The 17534-nt window shown below is 60.0% G+C and carries 14 protein-coding genes; 7 read left to right on the forward strand and 7 right to left on the reverse strand.

The window, feature by feature from the left end:
* Positions 1-66 precede the first annotated feature (66 nt).
* From INR77_RS14785 to INR77_RS14815, 7 genes are all read right to left on the reverse strand, one after another.
* Complete coding sequence (locus INR77_RS14785; RefSeq protein WP_223071768.1) at positions 67-324, reverse strand: hypothetical protein; 258 nt, start codon at positions 322-324, stop codon at positions 67-69.
* 21 nt (positions 325-345) lie between these two features.
* Positions 346-858: a TspO/MBR family protein gene (locus INR77_RS14790; protein WP_255573812.1), complete on the reverse strand. Its 513-nt coding sequence runs from the start codon at positions 856-858 to the stop codon at positions 346-348.
* Positions 859-895: 37 nt separating this feature from the next.
* Positions 896-2116, reverse strand: coding sequence for a geranylgeranyl diphosphate reductase (locus tag INR77_RS14795; RefSeq protein ID WP_223071769.1), 1221 nt, complete (start codon positions 2114-2116; stop codon positions 896-898).
* The gene (locus INR77_RS14800) at positions 2113-3480 is read right to left on the reverse strand and encodes a BCD family MFS transporter (protein WP_223071770.1); all 1368 of its coding nucleotides are present in this window, start codon (positions 3478-3480) and stop codon (positions 2113-2115) included. The genes INR77_RS14795 and INR77_RS14800 overlap by 4 nt, the downstream gene beginning before the upstream one ends.
* Entirely contained in the window at positions 3480-4454 is a 975-nt protein-coding gene (chlG, locus tag INR77_RS14805) for a chlorophyll synthase ChlG (RefSeq protein ID WP_223071771.1), read from the reverse strand. Before chlG ends, INR77_RS14800 begins: the two co-directional genes overlap by 1 nt.
* A gap of 230 nt (positions 4455-4684) precedes the next feature.
* Complete coding sequence (gene ppsR, locus INR77_RS14810) at positions 4685-6109, reverse strand: transcriptional regulator PpsR (RefSeq protein WP_223071772.1); 1425 nt, start codon at positions 6107-6109, stop codon at positions 4685-4687.
* Between the two features lie 12 nt (positions 6110-6121).
* On the reverse strand, positions 6122-6928 hold the full coding sequence (locus INR77_RS14815; protein ID WP_223071773.1) for a B12-binding domain-containing protein: 807 nt from the start codon (positions 6926-6928) through the stop codon (positions 6122-6124).
* Between the two features lie 453 nt (positions 6929-7381).
* Here INR77_RS14815 and bchF point away from each other — a divergent pair, with 453 nt between their 5' ends.
* The 7 genes from bchF to INR77_RS14850 are packed head-to-tail and all read left to right on the forward strand — an operon-like array spanning position 7382 to position 17511.
* Entirely contained in the window at positions 7382-7942 is a 561-nt protein-coding gene (bchF, locus tag INR77_RS14820; RefSeq protein ID WP_223071774.1) for a 2-vinyl bacteriochlorophyllide hydratase, read from the forward strand.
* A complete protein-coding gene (locus INR77_RS14825) occupies positions 7939-9234 on the forward strand; it encodes a ferredoxin:protochlorophyllide reductase (ATP-dependent) subunit N (protein ID WP_223071775.1) in 1296 nt (431 codons plus the stop codon). The genes bchF and INR77_RS14825 overlap by 4 nt, the downstream gene beginning before the upstream one ends.
* Positions 9235-9236: 2 nt before the next feature.
* Positions 9237-10820 carry a ferredoxin:protochlorophyllide reductase (ATP-dependent) subunit B gene (bchB, locus tag INR77_RS14830; protein ID WP_223071776.1) on the forward strand — a complete coding sequence of 528 codons (1584 nt, stop codon included), beginning with the start codon at positions 9237-9239 and terminating at the stop codon, positions 10818-10820.
* Positions 10810-14433, forward strand: coding sequence for a magnesium chelatase subunit H (locus INR77_RS14835; RefSeq protein ID WP_255573813.1), 3624 nt, complete (start codon positions 10810-10812; stop codon positions 14431-14433). Before bchB ends, INR77_RS14835 begins: the two co-directional genes overlap by 11 nt.
* A gap of 17 nt (positions 14434-14450) precedes the next feature.
* Positions 14451-15347 carry a ferredoxin:protochlorophyllide reductase (ATP-dependent) iron-sulfur ATP-binding protein gene (bchL, locus tag INR77_RS14840; RefSeq protein WP_223071778.1) on the forward strand — a complete coding sequence of 299 codons (897 nt, stop codon included), beginning with the start codon at positions 14451-14453 and terminating at the stop codon, positions 15345-15347.
* Positions 15347-16081 carry a magnesium protoporphyrin IX methyltransferase gene (gene bchM / locus INR77_RS14845; protein WP_223071779.1) on the forward strand — a complete coding sequence of 245 codons (735 nt, stop codon included), beginning with the start codon at positions 15347-15349 and terminating at the stop codon, positions 16079-16081. Before bchL ends, bchM begins: the two co-directional genes overlap by 1 nt.
* On the forward strand, positions 16078-17511 hold the full coding sequence (locus INR77_RS14850) for an MFS transporter (RefSeq protein ID WP_255573814.1): 1434 nt from the start codon (positions 16078-16080) through the stop codon (positions 17509-17511). Before bchM ends, INR77_RS14850 begins: the two co-directional genes overlap by 4 nt.
* Positions 17512-17534 lie beyond the last annotated feature (23 nt).

A 17534-nucleotide genomic window follows, 5' to 3' on the forward strand; every position in this document is an offset into this window, starting at 1 on the left:
TCACAAAACGGCCCGCTCATCCGATGGGTTGAGCGGGCCGTTTTTGTGTGGGGGCAGCATCGCTTATCAAAGACGCGCGCGCAGATCCATAAGATGCAGCGGCAGGGATAGCGCCAGCAGCACCGCCACCCACTCCCAGCCCGCACCGACAAGCGCTGCTCTCAAGGCAAGCACGATAAAGACCGCCGGACCCACAAGGCCGATTATTGTGGCAAGCGCCCATCCGCGCGTTTTGAGCCATACAGCTTCAAGCGCCAGCACTGCCAGCACAAGGTCGGCGGCGTGGCCGCTTGCGAAAAAGGACGCGAAAAACGTCTCGATCATCGGTGTTGCGCCGAATGCGCGCTAACCAAAGGGTCCGTTCAAATCCACGATCGCCCAATTGAGCAGCGCGGCAAAGCTCACCCAAAGCAGGTAAGGCACGAACAAAAGCGCAGCGTTTCTGGAATAGCGCCCACAATAAGCGATAAGCGACACAATTGAAGCGAGCAGGAAGGCGACCTCAACGAGCGCCCAATCGGGCCGTTCCATGCGGAAAAACAAGACGGACCAGCCGATGTTCAAGAACGCGTTCAGCGCGAACAGGCCGACAATCGTGTCTGATGCTTTTGGTGTAGGGGCCGCGCGCCAGGCTGACACTATCGCGGCAGTGTTCAATGCAAAAATGATCGTCCAGCCGACCGGAAAAACGACGTCAGGCGGGTTCCAGCCGGGTTTGGCAAGACCTTGATACCACGGTCCCAGATCGGTGATCGTTGCACCAAGCGCTGCCACCACGGTTGCGGCAATCGCGGCAACGATTGCTGGTAAAATCCAGGTTTTGCGTGGCGCCATCGGCATATGTGTGGTCAAATTCATGGGCGATCCCTCCTTATGCGTTGTGTGCCGCGCCTTCTTAAGAGCGCGCTTCAGAATTTTCCGGCCTCAGCCCCAGCAAATGCGCGGTGTCTTTGAGAAAGATTTTGACATGGGCGAGCGGCTTTTTGCGCACCAGCTTCTTGTGCATATAGGCCTGCCAGGTGAGCTGCTGGACGTCCTTGTCATCGCACATATCGACAAAACGCTCGCGGCGTTTGTCCGATGAATACCAGAAGTATTGCATCATGCCCAAGATCCAGAAAACACGCCCGTGGTCCTTCATGAAGCGTTTGCGAGCGAGTTTGAGAGCTTTCGCCTCACCGGTCTTCAATGCTTGGGCAGCGGCTTGGGCCGAATAACGACCGCCGACCATGGCGTAGTAAATGCCTTCGCCCGATGCTGGCGCGACAATGCCAGCAGCATCGCCCGCAACGATCACATCGGCGCCATTGTCCCAGCGTTTCAAAGGCTTCAAGGGGATGGGTGCACCCTCGCGACGGATCGTCTCGCAGCGTGTGAGATCAAGCTGTGAGCGCATTTCGGAAACCGCACCGCGCAAGGAAAAGCCCTTGTTCGCGCTCCCCACACCAACGCTGGCGGTGTTACCATGCGGGAACACCCAGGCGTAGAAATCAGGCGACAATTTGCCCTGATAGAAAACATCACAGCGGTCAGGATCGAAATTGTCATTGCCGTTCTTGGGGTTGTTCTCAGGTGAGGCAATGATCTCGTGATAGGCGAAAACGCATTTCACCCTCTCTGCATTAGGCAGGGCTTGCTTTGCGACAGCCGAACGCGCGCCATCAGCGCCGATCACCATACGTGCGCGCACGCTCTCGATGGGACCACCGCGCTCGCGGCGGAAGGTGACCAGAGGGTGCGCTTCATCGTCGCGCTCGATCTTCTCGAAGGTTGCGGTGAGGCGCTCTGCCCCGCACTCTGCCGCACGCTCGCGCAGCCATTCGTCAAAGTGCTCGCGGTCAACCATGCCGACATAGCCGGTTTCGCCCACAGGCATATCGACCGCGCGACCAGAGGGTGCGATCATGCGGGCACACCGTGCGCGCGCAACCAGCAAGCTGTGCGGAATGTCAAAGTCTTCGAGCATACGCGGAGGCACCGCCCCGCCGCACGGTTTGATGCGCCCGCCGCGCTCCATCAACAGGACCGAGTGACCTTCAAGCGCCAATTCAGTGGCAGCGGTCGAGCCCGCCGGGCCACCGCCCACCACAACCGCGTCGTAAATCGTCTCAGTCATGCGAATGCTCCCTGCCCACTTTTCCGGACATTTGATGATTGGTTGGGCGGGGCGAGGCCCCTTTGCGTCGCGCGCACAGCCAGCCACGCAGCGACTACGAACAAAGCGCCTTCTGCGGCGAAGACCAGTTGGAAGGCAGAGCCATCGTCCAAGGCCCTGCGCCCAATGTCGACACCGAGCGAGCCGACGAGGCCGCCAAGACCAAAGGCGATGGCTTGGGCAGCGCCCCAGACACCCATCCGCACACCTTCGCGGGTGCGCTCGCCCGAGCCTGCCAAACCCATCATCGCGCCAATGGCGGCAACCGCGAACAAGCCATTGCAAAACCCCAGCGCAAAGACATTGGCATGGATCGGCCAGCCCGCACCGACCTTGGCTCCGAGCGCTAGGCAGGCGAGCGCTGCGGCGGAGCCCAGACACCCAAAGACAATCCAATGGCGAAGCTCGACCGGCATCCGGCCCTTGAACGCGCTCCCCCCGATCCCTGCGACTATCATGCCCGCCAGAACCCCGCCCGATTGCATCCCGCCAAGCCCGGTGCTCTCGCCCGGTGTCATGCCAAAGACGAGCCCTGCGAAGGGTTCGAGGATCAAATCCTGCATATTGAACGCCATCATTGAGGCGAAGATGAAGAGGGTGAAGCGGCGCGCGGCTTTCTCGGCGAATATCTCGCTCAAGGCTTCGCGGAAGCTTGGAGGGCTGGTGTCCTTGGACGTCTCCGCAAAATCGAAGGGCTCGCGCGGCTCTAGGCGGAAGGTTGCGAGCGCTGCGACGGTCAGGCAGGCGATGAGAAGGCCAGAGGCGACCCACCACAGTCGCTCAGGCGAGAAGGGGTCGATCAGCTGGCTCACCGTGATGGCTGACACCACGATCCCTGCGATCATCATGATCCATGTGACAGCGGCTGCTGCTGCGCGGCGCTCAGGCGCAACGCCCGATGCAAGCAGAGCCAACGCCGATGTGCCACTAGCGCCAACGCCAATGCCGATGAGCGTGTAGGCAAAAATGCCCAACGTTAGGCCAAGCCACCATTGCTCAGCGGTTATCAGCGTGGTCTGCACCGCAAGGCACGCGCCGAGCGCCAGCACGGCCAGCCCCCCCATAATCCAGATGGTGCGCCCTGCGCCCTTATCGGAGCCGTGGCCCCACAGCGGGCGGCACAATTGCACGGCGTAATGCCAACCAACAAGCCCTGCGGGAAGCGCTGCGGCAAGCGCATATTCGACCACCATCAACCGATTGAGCACGGTCGTTGTCAGCATCACCATCGCGCCGATGCTCGCTTGCACGAGGCCGATACGGATGATCGCGAACCACGTGAGGCCGCGCGTTCTTTCCAGAAGAGGAGAGGTGGATGCGTGCATCAGATATACCCACCAAGTCCCAGCGCCGCCGCGAGCATACCAAGCACATAGAGCGTCACGCCCACACCATTGTACCACGGCGCTTGCTTTTTGGGATTGCTGAGCAAGCGCGGCATGGCGGCAAATTGTGCGATCAAGACCGCTGCCACGACCAGAGCCGCGATGCTCTCACCCCAAGCCGCCAAAGCTGCGATCACCACGATCTGCGCAAGTGCCATCACCGCGCAAGCCAATCGTGCAGCCCTGCCAACGCCGAGCGTCACGGGAAGCGATTTAAGGCCTGTTGCCCGGTCGCCCTCGACCGCCTTGAAATCATTGAGGGTCATAATTCCGTGCGCGCCAAGGCTATAGAGTACGAGGGTGATCAGTACCTCCGCCCTCGGCATCGCGCCGAGCATGACCGCTGCGCCGGTAAACCAGCTGAGCCCTTCATAGGTGAGGCCGACCACCGCTGGACCTGTCCACCCGCTCGTTTTGAAGCGGAACGGCGGCGCGCTATAGCCCCATGCGAGCGCCAACCCCACGAGCGAGGCTGCAAACACCAGCGGGCCCAGCAACCACCCCACTAACGCCGACAAAGCGGTCGCGATCAATGCTATCCAGAGCCCCATGCGCCCCGGAATACGGCCAGAGGGGATGGGTCTGTCGGGTTCGTTGATGGCATCGACATGGCGGTCGAACCAATCGTTCACCGCCTGGCTGGTGCCGCAGACCAAAGGCCCTGCGAGCAAGACGCCGCCTGCGACGAACCATAGCCTGCCATCAAGCCCTGCACCAGACGAAACCGCCCCGCACATGAAGGCCCACATTGGCGGAAACCAGGTGATGGGTTTAAGAAGCTCCACCACATCGCCGGGGCGCGGTGAGCGTTTTTGGGAAAGAGATGCGGATTGCGCCGCTTCTTCACCCCGTGTGTCCTCCAACCGATCTTGCGGCAGCGGCGGTGTGCGAGTCGAGATGGCGGACCTCTCCATAAGTGGACAGGCTATGCTTGACAGTCCCTATCGTCAAATCTTTTTGACACTTAATGCACGCTATTCACGTTTTCTCGCACAATGTGTGCCGGTTGGTTTAAAAAAGCGGCGTGTTTTTCAGGGCAGGTTTAAGAAATTCTCGCCAATCAGAGCGCGGCGAATGGCCCTTAAAAGCTCGCTTTTAAGAGAATTGCCTGAGCCTTGCCCGGGCCTTGACTTGCGAAACGCAATTATTCGGTGTCGTCACCAGCCAGATTGCCAAGTCCGTGACGGTGGAGCTTGGAATAAAGGCTTTGGCGCGAAAGGCCGAGGATCTCGGCGGCTGATGCGCGGTTATCAGACGTGTATTCGAGCGCCGCTTCGATGCACAAACGCTCGATCAGATCGGTGCTCTCACGCACAATCTCTTTCAGCGACATCCGCCCAACAAGTTCGGTGAGTTGTTCAACCGAGCGAGGCATTTCTGAAGGTCCGGGAGGCAGATCGCGCAGACGCCGACCAATCTGACGAATAACAAAGGCATAATGCCCATCATCTTCACCCACGCGCACAGCAGAAAGTTCAATCTGCTCGCCTTCAAGATCGTCATTGAGGCGCAAAATCGTGCTGACATTGCGCGCGCAGCCGTGCTGATCGATTTGCCCCTCGATCAATTCAAGATCAATCCCGGGACGACCAATCCAATTTGACAAGCGTTGACCGTGGATGGGATCAATGCTGGGCGCCTGGACCATCTCAATGAAAGCGGCATTAGCGCTGACCACTTCGAGATTGGCATCGGCAATGACGAAGGCATCGGGCATTTGATCGACCAGTTCAAGAAGCGGGCCGACCGGCGCTGCCGCCGCTTCCTCGATTGTTTCCAGTCGGATGAGGAGCAATTTAGTGCGCTCCTGAATAAATCCGTTCGCATGAGCAAGAACCGTGCGCGATCCCTTGCTAACCGTCAACTCCACAGGCGAGGCGCTATTGGATGCAAGCGCTGCGCCAGCAAGTGACTGAAGCACTTCGCGCGAAGGTTTTGCCACGAATGTGGGCAGCTTTTTGCCCGCCAAACTACCGCTTCTCGCTCCGAGAAGCGAATGAGCCATCGCATTGGCCTCACGTATTTTGAGCGAAGCCGCTTCAACGATCACCATCGCTTCGCCGGAATGCTCGAACAAGGTGCGATAGCGCGCATCCAACTGACGCATTCTCAGATAATCACGCTCAAGCGATTGCTGGACTTGCAAAAGCCTCTGCTGCATCCGCCCGGCCTCGCGCATATCGCGGCCAAAGGCGATGGCGTGTTTTCCTGCGTCAATCGAGAGGATAGCATAGCGAATGGGCACATCCCCTTCGCGCGTCGAATGGTTCACCTGACGCCAGTGCTGCACCTCTCCGCGGCGGGCCGCAGCGAGCATTTCCATGACTTTGGGGCGGCTTTCAACCGTGACCGTGTCGATCCAGTTCAGGCCTTCCCAGCCATCGAAGCCGGGGAATTCCTGCGGATCGAAGGCCGTGTCAACGATCGTGCCGCTTTCATCGAGCACAAGCGTAATATCGCCTGCGACCATCGCAAGCTTGGTCGCTGTATCCGCATCAAGCGTATCAAACAGTTCTGCGGCTTTGCCGAAGGGGTTTTTTCCCTCGATCGAATGCTTGCGGGTCAGCATTGAGGAGCCTGCCTATACTAGCGTCTGCGCACGCACCTTCGCGGACTTCACCAACGCTTCTGCCACTTCAAGGGCGGCCCGAGCGTCGGCGCCGGTCCCATCGGCTCCCACTTCGGCAACAATTGCTGGATTCTGGTTGATCATTCGACCACCGACTAAAATTGATACTTCCGGATTGCGCGATGCAAGGCGCATTGCGGCAATAAAATTGCTTGCCGCGGCGCTAGGGCAATCTTTGGAGAGGGTCAATCCTATCAGGTCGAAGGATTCCTTGCTCAAAATGCTGAGAATCTCTCCGCGAGCCGGTTCAGAGAACAAGCAAGTGTCCCATCCTGCACGAGAAAATACGTTCTCAAGTATCTGAGGCCCCATGAAATGCTGGTCCCCTGGCATGGGGAAAAATATTGCACTTTTTACAACAGTTGCAGTTGGCGCAATCAAATCTGGGGAAAGCGAAGAAAAATCGTGCATCACCTCGCGCAAACGCCACAAGCCCATTGTCACATCAACGAAATCGCACGAATCCTGCTCCCACCCCTCACCCAAACAGCGAGCGGCAGGGGCGAGCAATTCATCGTAAATCGCATCGATTTCAATGCCCTCATCGAGGAAAACCTGCACCCTTTTCATCAGCTGCGCGCGATCAAGCTGCACCAGGAGCTGCGCAAATTGGCGCACTTGTTTCAAGGAAATCGAGCGCGGGCTCGCAGCGGAACCATCTTCCCCCACATCCCCGGGTTTGGCAGTCTGAACACGAAAAAGCGCTGAAGCGTCCGCGCCATCAACAACCGAATTAAAAGCGTCCTGCACAAGCGCCATGGCCTTTTGTCCGCGCTGCGGTGACTTTCCAGCCGAACCCCAGCGATAGGAGCCGCCTAACGCGTCTTTTAAGGCAGAGCGCTTGGTGCCCCGGTCTTTAGTTGATCGGGATCGCTGCGACTTGGGATCAGGCGAAGTGAAAAACGCCATGCCAGTGCCCTCCGGGCTCCCGGCTGTTGATCTCCGGGACTGGCGCGCAAGCGTGTCGAAGCTGGCTCGGATTGAAAGCGCGTCGGAACTGGCGAGGTCGAAAGTGCTTCGACTCCTAAGCCACCAGCGTCTCTCATTTAGCCGATATCGCGTGCAGATGCAATTGCTCGGCGAACATGAGGTCACCGTAAGAGGTCACCGCAATAAGCCTGATGTCCACTTTTATTTACGTCCAAACAATTTGACACTCGATCAGGAGAGGAGTAGAAATCCAACTCAGAGAAAAGGGCGAAAAATTAGAGGATGGAACACGCAGCACACACCTCCCGGACCGGATCGCCCCTCCTGCAGGAGCAGCAAGGGCGAAAAGATCGAGGAAAAAGGGGGTCGCTTTACTCACCAGAGGAGCGGCAGCGGCGTGACGAATCGGTCTGGACCATCGTTCAAGGTGTGCTCGCCCCTCTTCAGTTTATCGTATTTCTCGTCAGCCTTGGCCTTGTCGTTCGGACTTTGATGACCGGCGAAGGTGCATTTGCCGCCGATGTCTCGATCGTCGTCAAAACCTTTGTTCTTTACACGATCATGGTGACCGGCTCGATCTGGGAGAAGGTCGTGTTTGGCAAATGGCTGTTTGTGCCCGCCTTCTTCTGGGAAGATGTGTTCTCGATTGCAGTACTGGCGCTGCACACGGCCTATCTCGTGATGCTTTTTGCGGGGCTTGGCACGGTTGAGCAGCGGCTTGGCGTCGCTTTGGCCGCCTACGCGGCTTATGTGATCAACGCAGGGCAATTCCTTTGGAAACTGCGCATGGCGCGCCTGCAAGGGGCTGCGGCTCAGCCAGGTTCAGGGGCGGTGCCAGCATGAATGTCGCTACGACTCTCTCAGGCTGCGATGCCCCCAAGGCCGACACAGTCTCCCGCCCGGTCCTGCGCGAACGCGGGCAGCGCGAAGTGTTCTGCGGGCTCACTGGTATCGTCTGGCTCCACCGCAAGATGCAGGACGCCTTCTTCCTGGTGGTCGGTTCACGCACCTGCGCGCACCTGCTGCAATCGGCCGCGGGCGTGATGATCTTTGCAGAGCCGCGCTTTGCCACCGCCATCATGGAAGAACGCGACCTTGCGGGAATGGTCGATGCGCAAGATGAGCTTGACCGCGTGGTTCAGCGCCTGCTCGACCGCCGCCCTGACATCAAGACGCTGTTCCTTGTGGGCTCGTGCCCTTCGGAAGTGATCAAGCTCGACTTGGCAAAAGCCGCCGAGCGTTTGGGCGCGCAATATATGCCGCGCGTTCGCATCCTCAATTATTCGGGCAGCGGGATCGAGACGACTTTTACGCAAGGCGAAGACGCCTGCCTCGCAGCGCTCGTCCCTGAAATGCCGACCGCCGATGAAAGCGCTCCCAAGCAGCTTCTCATGGTGGGCGCGCTTCCCGACATTGTCGAAGATCAGTTTCTGCGCCTTTTCTCTCAGCTTGGAGTTGAAAACGTGGGCGTTCTGCCCGCTCGCAACGCCCGCGACCTACCGCCTGTGGGCGCGAACACGCGCTACATCCTCGCTCAGCCCTTTCTCTCAGACACGGCGATGGCTTTGGAAGATCGCGGGGCGAGCCGCATCGAGGCGCTCTTCCCCTTCGGCGTGGAAGGCACCAGCGACTGGCTGCGCGCTATCGGACGCGAGTTTGGCGTGGACCAGCGCCACGTTGAAGGCGTGATTGCGCCGGGCCGTGAACGCGCCGCCCGCGCGATTGAGCACAGCCGCGCAGCGCTCGAAGGCAAGCGCATCAGCTTCCTGCCAGACTCACAGTTGGAAGTGCCGCTAGCACGGTTCCTTCACACCGAGCTTGGCATGGAGCCGGTCGAGGTGGGCACGCCCTATCTCCACCGTACCCACTGCGCTGGCGACCTTGCGCTTCTCCCAGAAGCCACTCGGATCAGCGAAGGCCAGCACGTCGACAGCCAGCTTGACCGCGTGCGGTCTGACAAGCCCGACCTCACCGTCTGCGGCCTTGGTCTTGCCAATCCGCTCGAGGCAGAAGGCTTCACCACCAAATGGGCGATTGAGCTCGTTTTCTCCCCCATCCACGGGTTCGATCAGGCAGGTGACCTCGCCGAACTCTTCGCGCGGCCCATGCGTCGGCGTGACAGGCTGGAGGTGTAGCAATGCAGCTTTCGGTCTGGACATATGAAGGCCCGCCCCATGTCGGCGCGATGCGTGTCGCCACCGCGATGAAGGGGCTGCACTACGTCCTGCACGCGCCGCAGGGTGACACCTATGCGGACCTGCTCTTCACCATGATTGAGCGGCGTGGGTCACGCCCGCCGGTGACCTACACGACTTTTGAAGCGCGCGACCTTGGCAAAGATACAGCGCAGCTTTTCCAAGACGCCGCAATGGACGCGATCGAGCGCTTCAAGCCTGAGGCGATCATCGTGGGCGCGTCGTGCACCGCAGAGCTTATTCAAGATGATCCGGGCGGCCTCACAGACGCGATGGACCTCCCCTGCCCTGCAATTCCACTGGAACTGCCTAGCTATCAGCGCAAGGAAAACTGGGGTGCGGCAGAGACCTTTTACCAGATCGTGCGCCATCTCGCCGATCAAAGTGTGACGCCGCAGCCGCGCGAAGGCCGCAAGGCGCGCGCGAACATCCTCGGGCCCACGGCCCTCGGCTTCCGGCACCGCGATGACCTTATCGAGGTCCGCAAAATCCTTGAACAATTGGACGTTGAAGTGAACCTCGTCGCGCCTCTCAATGCGCGGCCCTCCGACATAGCGCGCATTGGCAATGCCGACTTCAACATCGTCCTTTACCCAGAAATCGCAGATGAGGCGGCCCGCTGGCTCGAACGCACGTTCAAGCAGCCACGCATCCGCTCAATCCCATTCGGAGTGAGTAGCACTCGTGCATTCATATCCGAAGTCGCCGAGCTGGTGGGTGCAGATCCCACGCCTGCCCTCGGCGACACCAATTCCCGGCTCCCGTGGTGGAGCCGCAGCGTCGATTCGACTTACCTCACCGGCAAGCGCGTCTTCATCTTTGGCGATGCGACCCACGCGGTGGCCGCCGCGCGCATTGCCCGCGATGAGCTTGGCTTCGAGGTCTGCGGGCTTGGTTGCTACAATCGCGAATTTGCCCGCGACGTGCGCGAGGCGGCGAAGGACCACGGGGTCGAGCCGCTGATCACCGACGACCACTTGGAGGTCGAAGAAGCCATCGCCAAGGCCGCGCCTGAAATGGTTTTGGGAACGCAGATGGAGCGGCATATTGCCAAGCGTTTGGGCATCCCTTGCGCTGTGATCTCTGCGCCCGTTCACGTGCAGGATTTCCCTGCGCGCCACAGCCCCCAAATGGGTTTTGAAGGCGCGAATGTCATTTTCGACACTTGGGTCCACCCGCTGGTGATGGGCTTGGAAGAGCACCTTCTCACCATGTTCCGCGAGGACTTTGAGTTCTCCGACGAGGCAGGCGCCTCGCACCATGCGGCGCACGCACCCAGTCCTTCTTCTTTAGGCACGGCGCATAAGACTCCAATGGCTCAGGAGGATGAGGTAGTGCCCGAGCCCGAGGTGACCGAACTCGACAGCCCGGCATGGACTTACGAGGCCTCACGCGAGCTTAAGAAAATCCCCTTCTTCGTGCGCGGCAAAGCCAAGCGCAACACGGAAGCCTTCGCTGCTGAATTTGGCAGGGGCGAGATCGATCTAGAGACACTTTACGATGCGAAGGCGCATTATGCACGGTAAGGCAAACGCCTCTGCTGCCCGCGCAAAAGCGCCGGTCAATGTGGTGATCGTCACGCTCGACAATCATTTGAAAGGCGCTGTCGAACGCGCCAATGCACAGCTTTCTCGCGACAATATCTGCCTAACGCTCCACGCAGCATCCGAATGGGGCGCGGACCCCGCCGAGCTTGCAAAATGCGAAGAGGCCATCGCCGAGGCGCATATCGTCATCACCACGATGATCTTCCTCGACGATCATATGCGCGCCATCCTGCCATCGCTCGAAGCGCGGCGCGAAGAATGCGATGCGATGGTGTGCCTCATGTCCGCAGGCGAGATCGTGAAGCTCACGCGCATGGGCGGCTACCGCATGGATGCGCCCGCCAAGGGGCCATTGGCGCTCCTCAAAAAACTGCGCGGCTCGCCGAAAAAAGGCGCAAGCTCTGGTGCAGGGCAGATGAAGATGCTGCGGCGTCTTCCAAAGATCCTCAAATTCATTCCCGGCACAGCGCAGGATGTGCGCGCCTATTTCCTCACCCTGCAATATTGGCTTTCGGGTTCGGACGAGAACGTCATCGCCATGGTGCGCGCTCTGATCGATCGATATGCAGCCGGAGAGCGCGAGGATCGCCGGGGCGAAACGCACGCTGAGGCTCCAATCGAATACCCCGAGACGGGTGTCTATCACCCCGGCGCTGAGCAGCGGATTTCCGAAAGTCTCCGCATCCTTCCCAAAGCGCGCTCCCACGACAGCGGCGGTAAGAATGGGACTGTGGGCCTCGTGCTCCTGCGCTCCTATCTGCTTGGCCGCGATGCGGGGCATTACGACGGCGCGATTGCAGCATTCGAGGCCGCTGGCCTTAAGGTCGTGCCCGTATTTGCAAGCGGGCTCGACGCGCGTCCTGCAATTGAAAAATTCTTTGTCGAGCGCGGCAAACCCACCGTCGATGCGATTGTAAACCTCACCGGCTTCAGCCTCGTCGGCGGCCCTGCCTACAACGACAACGAAGCCGCGCGCCAGGTGCTGGGCGAAATGGACCTGCCCTATATCGCTGCGCACGCGATTGAGTTTCAGTCGATTGAGGATTGGCAAAAACGCGAGCAAGGGCTCTTGCCCCTTGAGCAGACCATGATGGTTGCGCTTCCAGAACTTGACGGGTCCACCGCGCCCAGCGTTTTCGGCGGACGCTTTGGTGAAGCGGGAAGCGTGTGCAATGGATGTGACCGCCACTGCGAGCGCACCGTTTCGGAGCACGTTCGCCCGATGCAAAGCTGTCCTGAACGCGCAGAGGCTTTGGCGGCCCGCGTTGCCAAGATCATCGCGCTTCGTCGCGAAGAGCGAGCCACCCGCAAGTTGGCAGTGGTGCTGTTCAACTTCCCACCCAATGCGGGCGCAACCGGGTCTGCGGCGTTTCTCTCTGTGTTCCAATCGCTCTATGCGACGCTCAAGCGCCTCGATGCCGAGGGTTACGATGTCGAGGTGCCCGAAAGCCTCGAAGCGCTTCAGGACGCGATCCTTAAAGGCAATGCGGACCGCTTTGGCTCAGACGCAAACGTCGCAGCGCGCGTGCCCGCCGACGAGCACGTGCGGCGCGAGACGCATCTTGCCGAAATCGAAGCTGCTTGGGGCCCTGCACCCGGAAAAGCGCAATCCGACGGCTCCAACATCCACATCTACGGCGCGCATTTCGGCAATGTCTTCGTCGGCGTGCAGCCTGCGTTCGGATACGAAGGCGATCCCATGCGCCTCCTGTTCGAAGGCGGTTTTGCTCCGACCCATGCCTTCAGCGCCTTCTACCGCTGGATCCGCGAGGACTTTGGCGCTCACTCGGTCCTGCATTTCGGCACCCACGGCGCGCTGGAATTCATGCCCGGCAAGCAAGCAGGCATGAGCGGGCGCTGCTGGCCTGAACGCCTGATCGGCGATCTTCCCAACTTCTATCTCTATGCGGCGAACAACCCTTCTGAAGGAATGCTGGCCAAGCGCCGGTCTGCGGCAACGCTCATAAGCTATATGACCCCGCCGCTTGCACAAGCCGGGCTCTACAAGGACTTGGCCGAACTCAAGGCCAGCGTTGAGCGCTGGCGCATGGGCGCGGATGAAGCGGAGCGCGAAGACCTCGCGCAATTGATCGCCGATCAGTGCGAGGCGCTCGACATCGAAATGGGGGATATTGGCGATCTTTCGGGTCGCCTTTACGAGCTTGAGCAAACTCTCATTCCGCATGGCCTCCATGTGCTGGGCAGCAACCCGGTGGGCGAACAACGCGAGGATATGCTTGATGCGATGATGGAAGCCGCAGAAGACGGCGACCGCGAGGCGCTCAGCGCCAAGATCGACGCCTGCGACGAACTCGGTGCACTCATTCACGCACTCGACGGCGGATACGTCCAGCCAGCACCCGGCGGCGATATTGTCGCAAACCCTGAGGTGCTTCCAACGGGCCGCAATATCCACGGCTTCGACCCCTTCCGCATCCCTTCTGCCTACGCCTGTATGCAAGGCGAAGATCAGGCCGAAAAGCTCATCGCGCGCCATGTGGCAAGCGGCGAGCCCTTCCCGCAAAGCATCGCCATGGTGCTGTGGGGCACTGACAATATGAAAACCGAAGGGGTTCAGATTGCGCAAGCAATGACCCTCCTCGGAGCGCGGCCGCGTCGCGATTCCTATGGGCGTCTAGCAGGCGCCGAGTTGATCCCACTCGAGGAATTAGGCCGGCCGCGCATCGATGTTGTGATGACCCTCTCGGGCATCTTCCGCGACCTTTTGCCCCTGCAAACACGGATGCTGGCAGAAGCAGCTCTTCTGGCCTCACAGGCGGATGAGCCGCTTGATCAGAATTTCGTGCGCAAGCACTCGCTCGCGCAGCAAGAGGCGCATGGTTGCGACATCGAAACCGCCGCGCTTCGCGTTTTTTCTAACGCCGAAGGAGCCTATGGCGCGAACGTCAATCAGATGATCGAAGGCGGCGTTTGGGCGGACCCGGACGAACTCGCCAATGCGTTCGAGGTCAACAAAGGCTTTGCCTACGGGGTTGGCGGCAAGCCTGTGCAGCAGCGCGCCCTCCTGCAAAGCCACCTTGCCGACGTCGATTTCACCTATCAGAACCTCGAAAGCGTGGAACTGGGCATCAACGATGTTGACCAATATGTCGACGGGCTAGGCGGTGTGAGCCGCTCGGTTTCGAAGGCCAAGGGTAAGGACGCGCCCGTCTACATCCTTGATGCGACACGCGGGAAGCCCAAGGTGCGCACGCTCTCGGAGCAAATCGACCTTGAGGCGCGCACACGCACGCTCAACCCCAAGTGGTTTGAGGGGATGCTTGAACATGGTTTTGAAGGCGTGCGCGCGATCGAAGGCCATGTGAATTCAACCTTCGGCTGGTCCGCCACAACGGGCCAGGTCCAGCCGTGGGTCTATCAAAAAATCTCCGAGACATTTGTGCTCGATGAAGAAATGCGCCGGCGCTTGGCGACGCTCAATCCAAAGGCAAGCGCGCGCGTTGCAGGCCGCCTTTTGGAAGCGTGCGACCGGCAATTGTGGGAGCCTGATGAAGCGACATTGGAAGCGCTCCGTACGGCCAATGACGAGCTCGAAGACCGCCTCGAAGGCGTCTTTGTGGCGGAAAATTAAGGGATCGAGGCGAACTCATGAATCTTCACACACCCAAACAAGGCTTCAATCGCCCCGATGGCGAGGGCTCTGTTCAGGTCCAGATGGACCCGCGTGACCAGATCAAGGGCGCGAAGGTTTTTGCCGTTTATGGAAAAGGCGGGATCGGGAAATCGACTACCTCCTCGAACCTTTCGGCGGCTTTCTCAAAGCTTGGCCACCGCGTCCTGCAAATCGGCTGCGATCCCAAGCATGACAGCACGTTCACGCTGACCAAAAAGCTGATGCCGACGGTGATCGACGTGCTTGAGACGGTCGAATTTCACTCCGAGGAATTGCGGCCCGAAGACTATATGTTCGAAGGCTATAATGGCGTCATGTGCGTCGAGGCAGGTGGCCCTCCGGCTGGCACGGGCTGCGGCGGTTATGTCGTGGGGCAGACGGTGAAGCTCTTGAAGCAGCACCACTTGCTCGAAGACACCGATGTGGTGATCTTTGATGTGCTGGGCGATGTTGTGTGCGGCGGTTTTGCCGCGCCTTTGCAGCACGCAGAGCGCGCGGTTGTGGTCGCAGCGAATGATTTTGACAGCATCTTTGCAATGAACCGCATCGTTGCGGCGATTGGGGCAAAATCAAAGAATTACGACGTGCGCCTTGCCGGCGTTATCGCCAATCGTAGCCGCGAGACGGACGAGATCGATCGTTTCTGCGACCAGATCGGTATGCAGCGGCTCGCACACTTCCGCGATGTCGATGAAATTCGCCGCTCGCGCCTCAAGAAATGCACGCTGTTTGAAATGCCCGACAGCCCTGAGGTGATCGAGGCTCAGAACGAGTATTTGCGGCTCGCAGCCATGCTTTGGGCAGGCGTTGAGCCGACCTCGGCTGAGCCGATGAAGGACCGCGACATCTTTGACTTTCTGGGGTTTGAGTGATGGCGACACACGCACCTCAGCGCCTTGATGCGCCCTACACCGCTCGCCGGGAAGCTTTGGCGACCTATTTCGACAGCACCGCCAAGCAGGCGTGGATCGATCTCACCTCTGATGCAAAAGTCAGCGGAATTCGCGCCACGGTGCGCGCAGGACGCGATGAGATGCGGCGGACTTTGGTGAGCTGGCTTCCCACCGACCTGCGCCGCACGCGGGTGCTTGATGCAGGCTGCGGCACGGGCGCGCTGGCACTCGAAGCCGCGTGCCTTGGCGCAGATGTGACCGCTGTTGATGTCGCAGGCGGGCTCGTCGAAGTCGCCAAAAGCCGCGCCACAGGTTTCTGCGGCCATGGCAAAGTGCGTTGGCGCGCAGGCGATATGCTCGATCCTGAACACGGGCATTTCGCCCATGTGGTCGCGATGGATTCGCTCATCCACTATTCGCCCGACAATCTCGTCGACGCATTGGAAGAGCTTTCCACGCGCACGAGCGGTTCGATCCTCTTCACTTTCGCCCCTCACACAGCCCTGCTTGGCGCGATGCACACGGTCGGCAAGGTCTTTCCAAAGAGCGATCGTTCACCCGCGATCGTACCCGTGGCTGAAGATGACCTTCGCAAACGCCTTCAACGCCTTGAAGGATGGAGCATCGGGCGCACCCAGCGCATCTCAAGCGGTTTCTACAAAAGCCAGGCCCTGGAATTGGTCAGGACTGGGGAGTTAGTGCGAAACCCATGAGCCAGCGCCAGCGCCCTTCCTATCAATTTGCCCGCATGATCGCGGATTTGATGCCGTTTGCCGATGCGGCGAGCAAGGAGCTGCCTTTGTCGCGGCTGCTGCGCTTGTCGCTGTTTCAGGTGAGCGTCGGGATGGCGATGGTCTTGCTGAGCGGCACATTGAACCGCGTCATGGTGGTGGAACTTGGCACGCCCACATGGCTGATCGCGACGCTGATTGCGGTGCCCATGCTGGTTGCCCCGTTCCGCGCGCTTATCGGGCATAAGTCTGACCGTCATGTCTCGGCCCTTGGCTGGAGGCGCGTGCCGTACATCTGGTTTGGCACCATGATGCAGTTCGGCGGGCTTGCGATCATGCCTTTCGCGCTGCTTTTGCTTGAGCTTGAAGGGCGTTTCGAGATCGGCCTTGTGGCAGCGGCAGTGGCATTCTTGCTCACCGGGCTTGGCTTCCACGTGACGCAAACCGCAGGCCTCGCGCTCGCGACCGACCTCGCGCCTGAGGACAAACGCCCGCGCGCCGTCGCGCTCCTCTACGTTATGTTGCTGGTCGGGATGATGCTCGCCGCTTTCGTCATTGGCGGGCTGCTTATCGACTTTAGCCCCACGCGCCTCGTGCAAGTGATACAGGGCGCTGCACTTCTCACCATGGTGCTCAACCTTGTGGCCTTGTGGAAGCAAGAGGCACGTGCGCCTGAACGCACCAAAGCGGACCCTGATGCGCCAAGCTTCAGCGAGCTTTGGAACGACTTCGTGCGCGATGGCCGCAATGCACGCCTCTTGACCGCCATCGGCATTGGCGCTGCGGGCTTCGCAATGCAGGACGCGCTGCTTGAGCCGTTTGGCGGGGAAATCCTGGGCCTTTCCGTGGGCGCGACCACCGGGCTTACCGGCGCATGGGCGCTGGGTGCGCTGATCGGTTTTATCTATTCGGGTCGCCGCATGACGCTTGGCGCTGACCCGCTTCGCCTTGCAGGGCTTGGCCTTGTAATCGGGGTCAACGCTTTCCTTCTCGTCCTGTTTGCAGGGCCCTTTGGTTCTGCCGCCATGCTCTATGCAGGCGCGCTTCTCATCGGGCTGGGCCTTGGGCTCTTCTCGGTTGGCACCCTTATCGAAGCGATGGCGCTCGCAAAATCCGAAACCGCAGGGCTTGCGCTTGGCGCATGGGGCGCGGTGCAGGCAACGTGCGCAGGCGGCGGGATTGCCCTTGGCGGAGCGCTTCGCGATTTCATCGCCTGGATCGCAGCCGCCGATGCGAGCGCCACCATCGCTACGCGCGCAAGTGGCTACGCAGCCGTTTATATCATTGAAATCCTGCTGCTTATTGCAGGGCTCGCCGCGATTGGCCCGCTTGTCGGGCGCACTCGCATCTCCTCCATCGAAACACGGAACAAATCAGACCAACCCTTTGGTCTGCAGGAGTTCCCAACATGAACCGCTTGCTCGGGATAGAGCGG

It is taken from the genome of Erythrobacter sp. SCSIO 43205, assembly GCF_019904235.1.
Classification (GTDB): domain Bacteria; phylum Pseudomonadota; class Alphaproteobacteria; order Sphingomonadales; family Sphingomonadaceae; genus Erythrobacter.

Bases quoted from the DNA above. Each gene is read 5' to 3' on its own strand.
- INR77_RS14785 (WP_223071768.1), bottom strand. From the start codon at position 324: ATGATCGAGACGTTTTTCGCGTCCTTTTTCGCAAGCGGCCACGCCGCC.
- INR77_RS14790 (WP_255573812.1), bottom strand. From the start codon at position 858: ATGAATTTGACCACACATATGCCGATGGCGCCACGCAAAACCTGGATT.
- INR77_RS14795 (WP_223071769.1), bottom strand. From the start codon at position 2,116: ATGACTGAGACGATTTACGACGCGGTTGTGGTGGGCGGTGGCCCGGCG.
- INR77_RS14800 (WP_223071770.1), bottom strand. From the start codon at position 3,480: ATGCACGCATCCACCTCTCCTCTTCTGGAAAGAACGCGCGGCCTCACG.
- chlG (WP_223071771.1), bottom strand. From the start codon at position 4,454: ATGGAGAGGTCCGCCATCTCGACTCGCACACCGCCGCTGCCGCAAGAT.
- ppsR (WP_223071772.1), bottom strand. From the start codon at position 6,109: ATGCTGACCCGCAAGCATTCGATCGAGGGAAAAAACCCCTTCGGCAAA.
- INR77_RS14815 (WP_223071773.1), bottom strand. From the start codon at position 6,928: ATGGCGCTTGTGCAGGACGCTTTTAATTCGGTTGTTGATGGCGCGGAC.
- bchF (WP_223071774.1), top strand. From the start codon at position 7,382: ATGGAACACGCAGCACACACCTCCCGGACCGGATCGCCCCTCCTGCAG.
- INR77_RS14825 (WP_223071775.1), top strand. From the start codon at position 7,939: ATGAATGTCGCTACGACTCTCTCAGGCTGCGATGCCCCCAAGGCCGAC.
- bchB (WP_223071776.1), top strand. From the start codon at position 9,237: ATGCAGCTTTCGGTCTGGACATATGAAGGCCCGCCCCATGTCGGCGCG.
- INR77_RS14835 (WP_255573813.1), top strand. From the start codon at position 10,810: ATGCACGGTAAGGCAAACGCCTCTGCTGCCCGCGCAAAAGCGCCGGTC.
- bchL (WP_223071778.1), top strand. From the start codon at position 14,451: ATGAATCTTCACACACCCAAACAAGGCTTCAATCGCCCCGATGGCGAG.
- bchM (WP_223071779.1), top strand. From the start codon at position 15,347: ATGGCGACACACGCACCTCAGCGCCTTGATGCGCCCTACACCGCTCGC.
- INR77_RS14850 (WP_255573814.1), top strand. From the start codon at position 16,078: ATGAGCCAGCGCCAGCGCCCTTCCTATCAATTTGCCCGCATGATCGCG.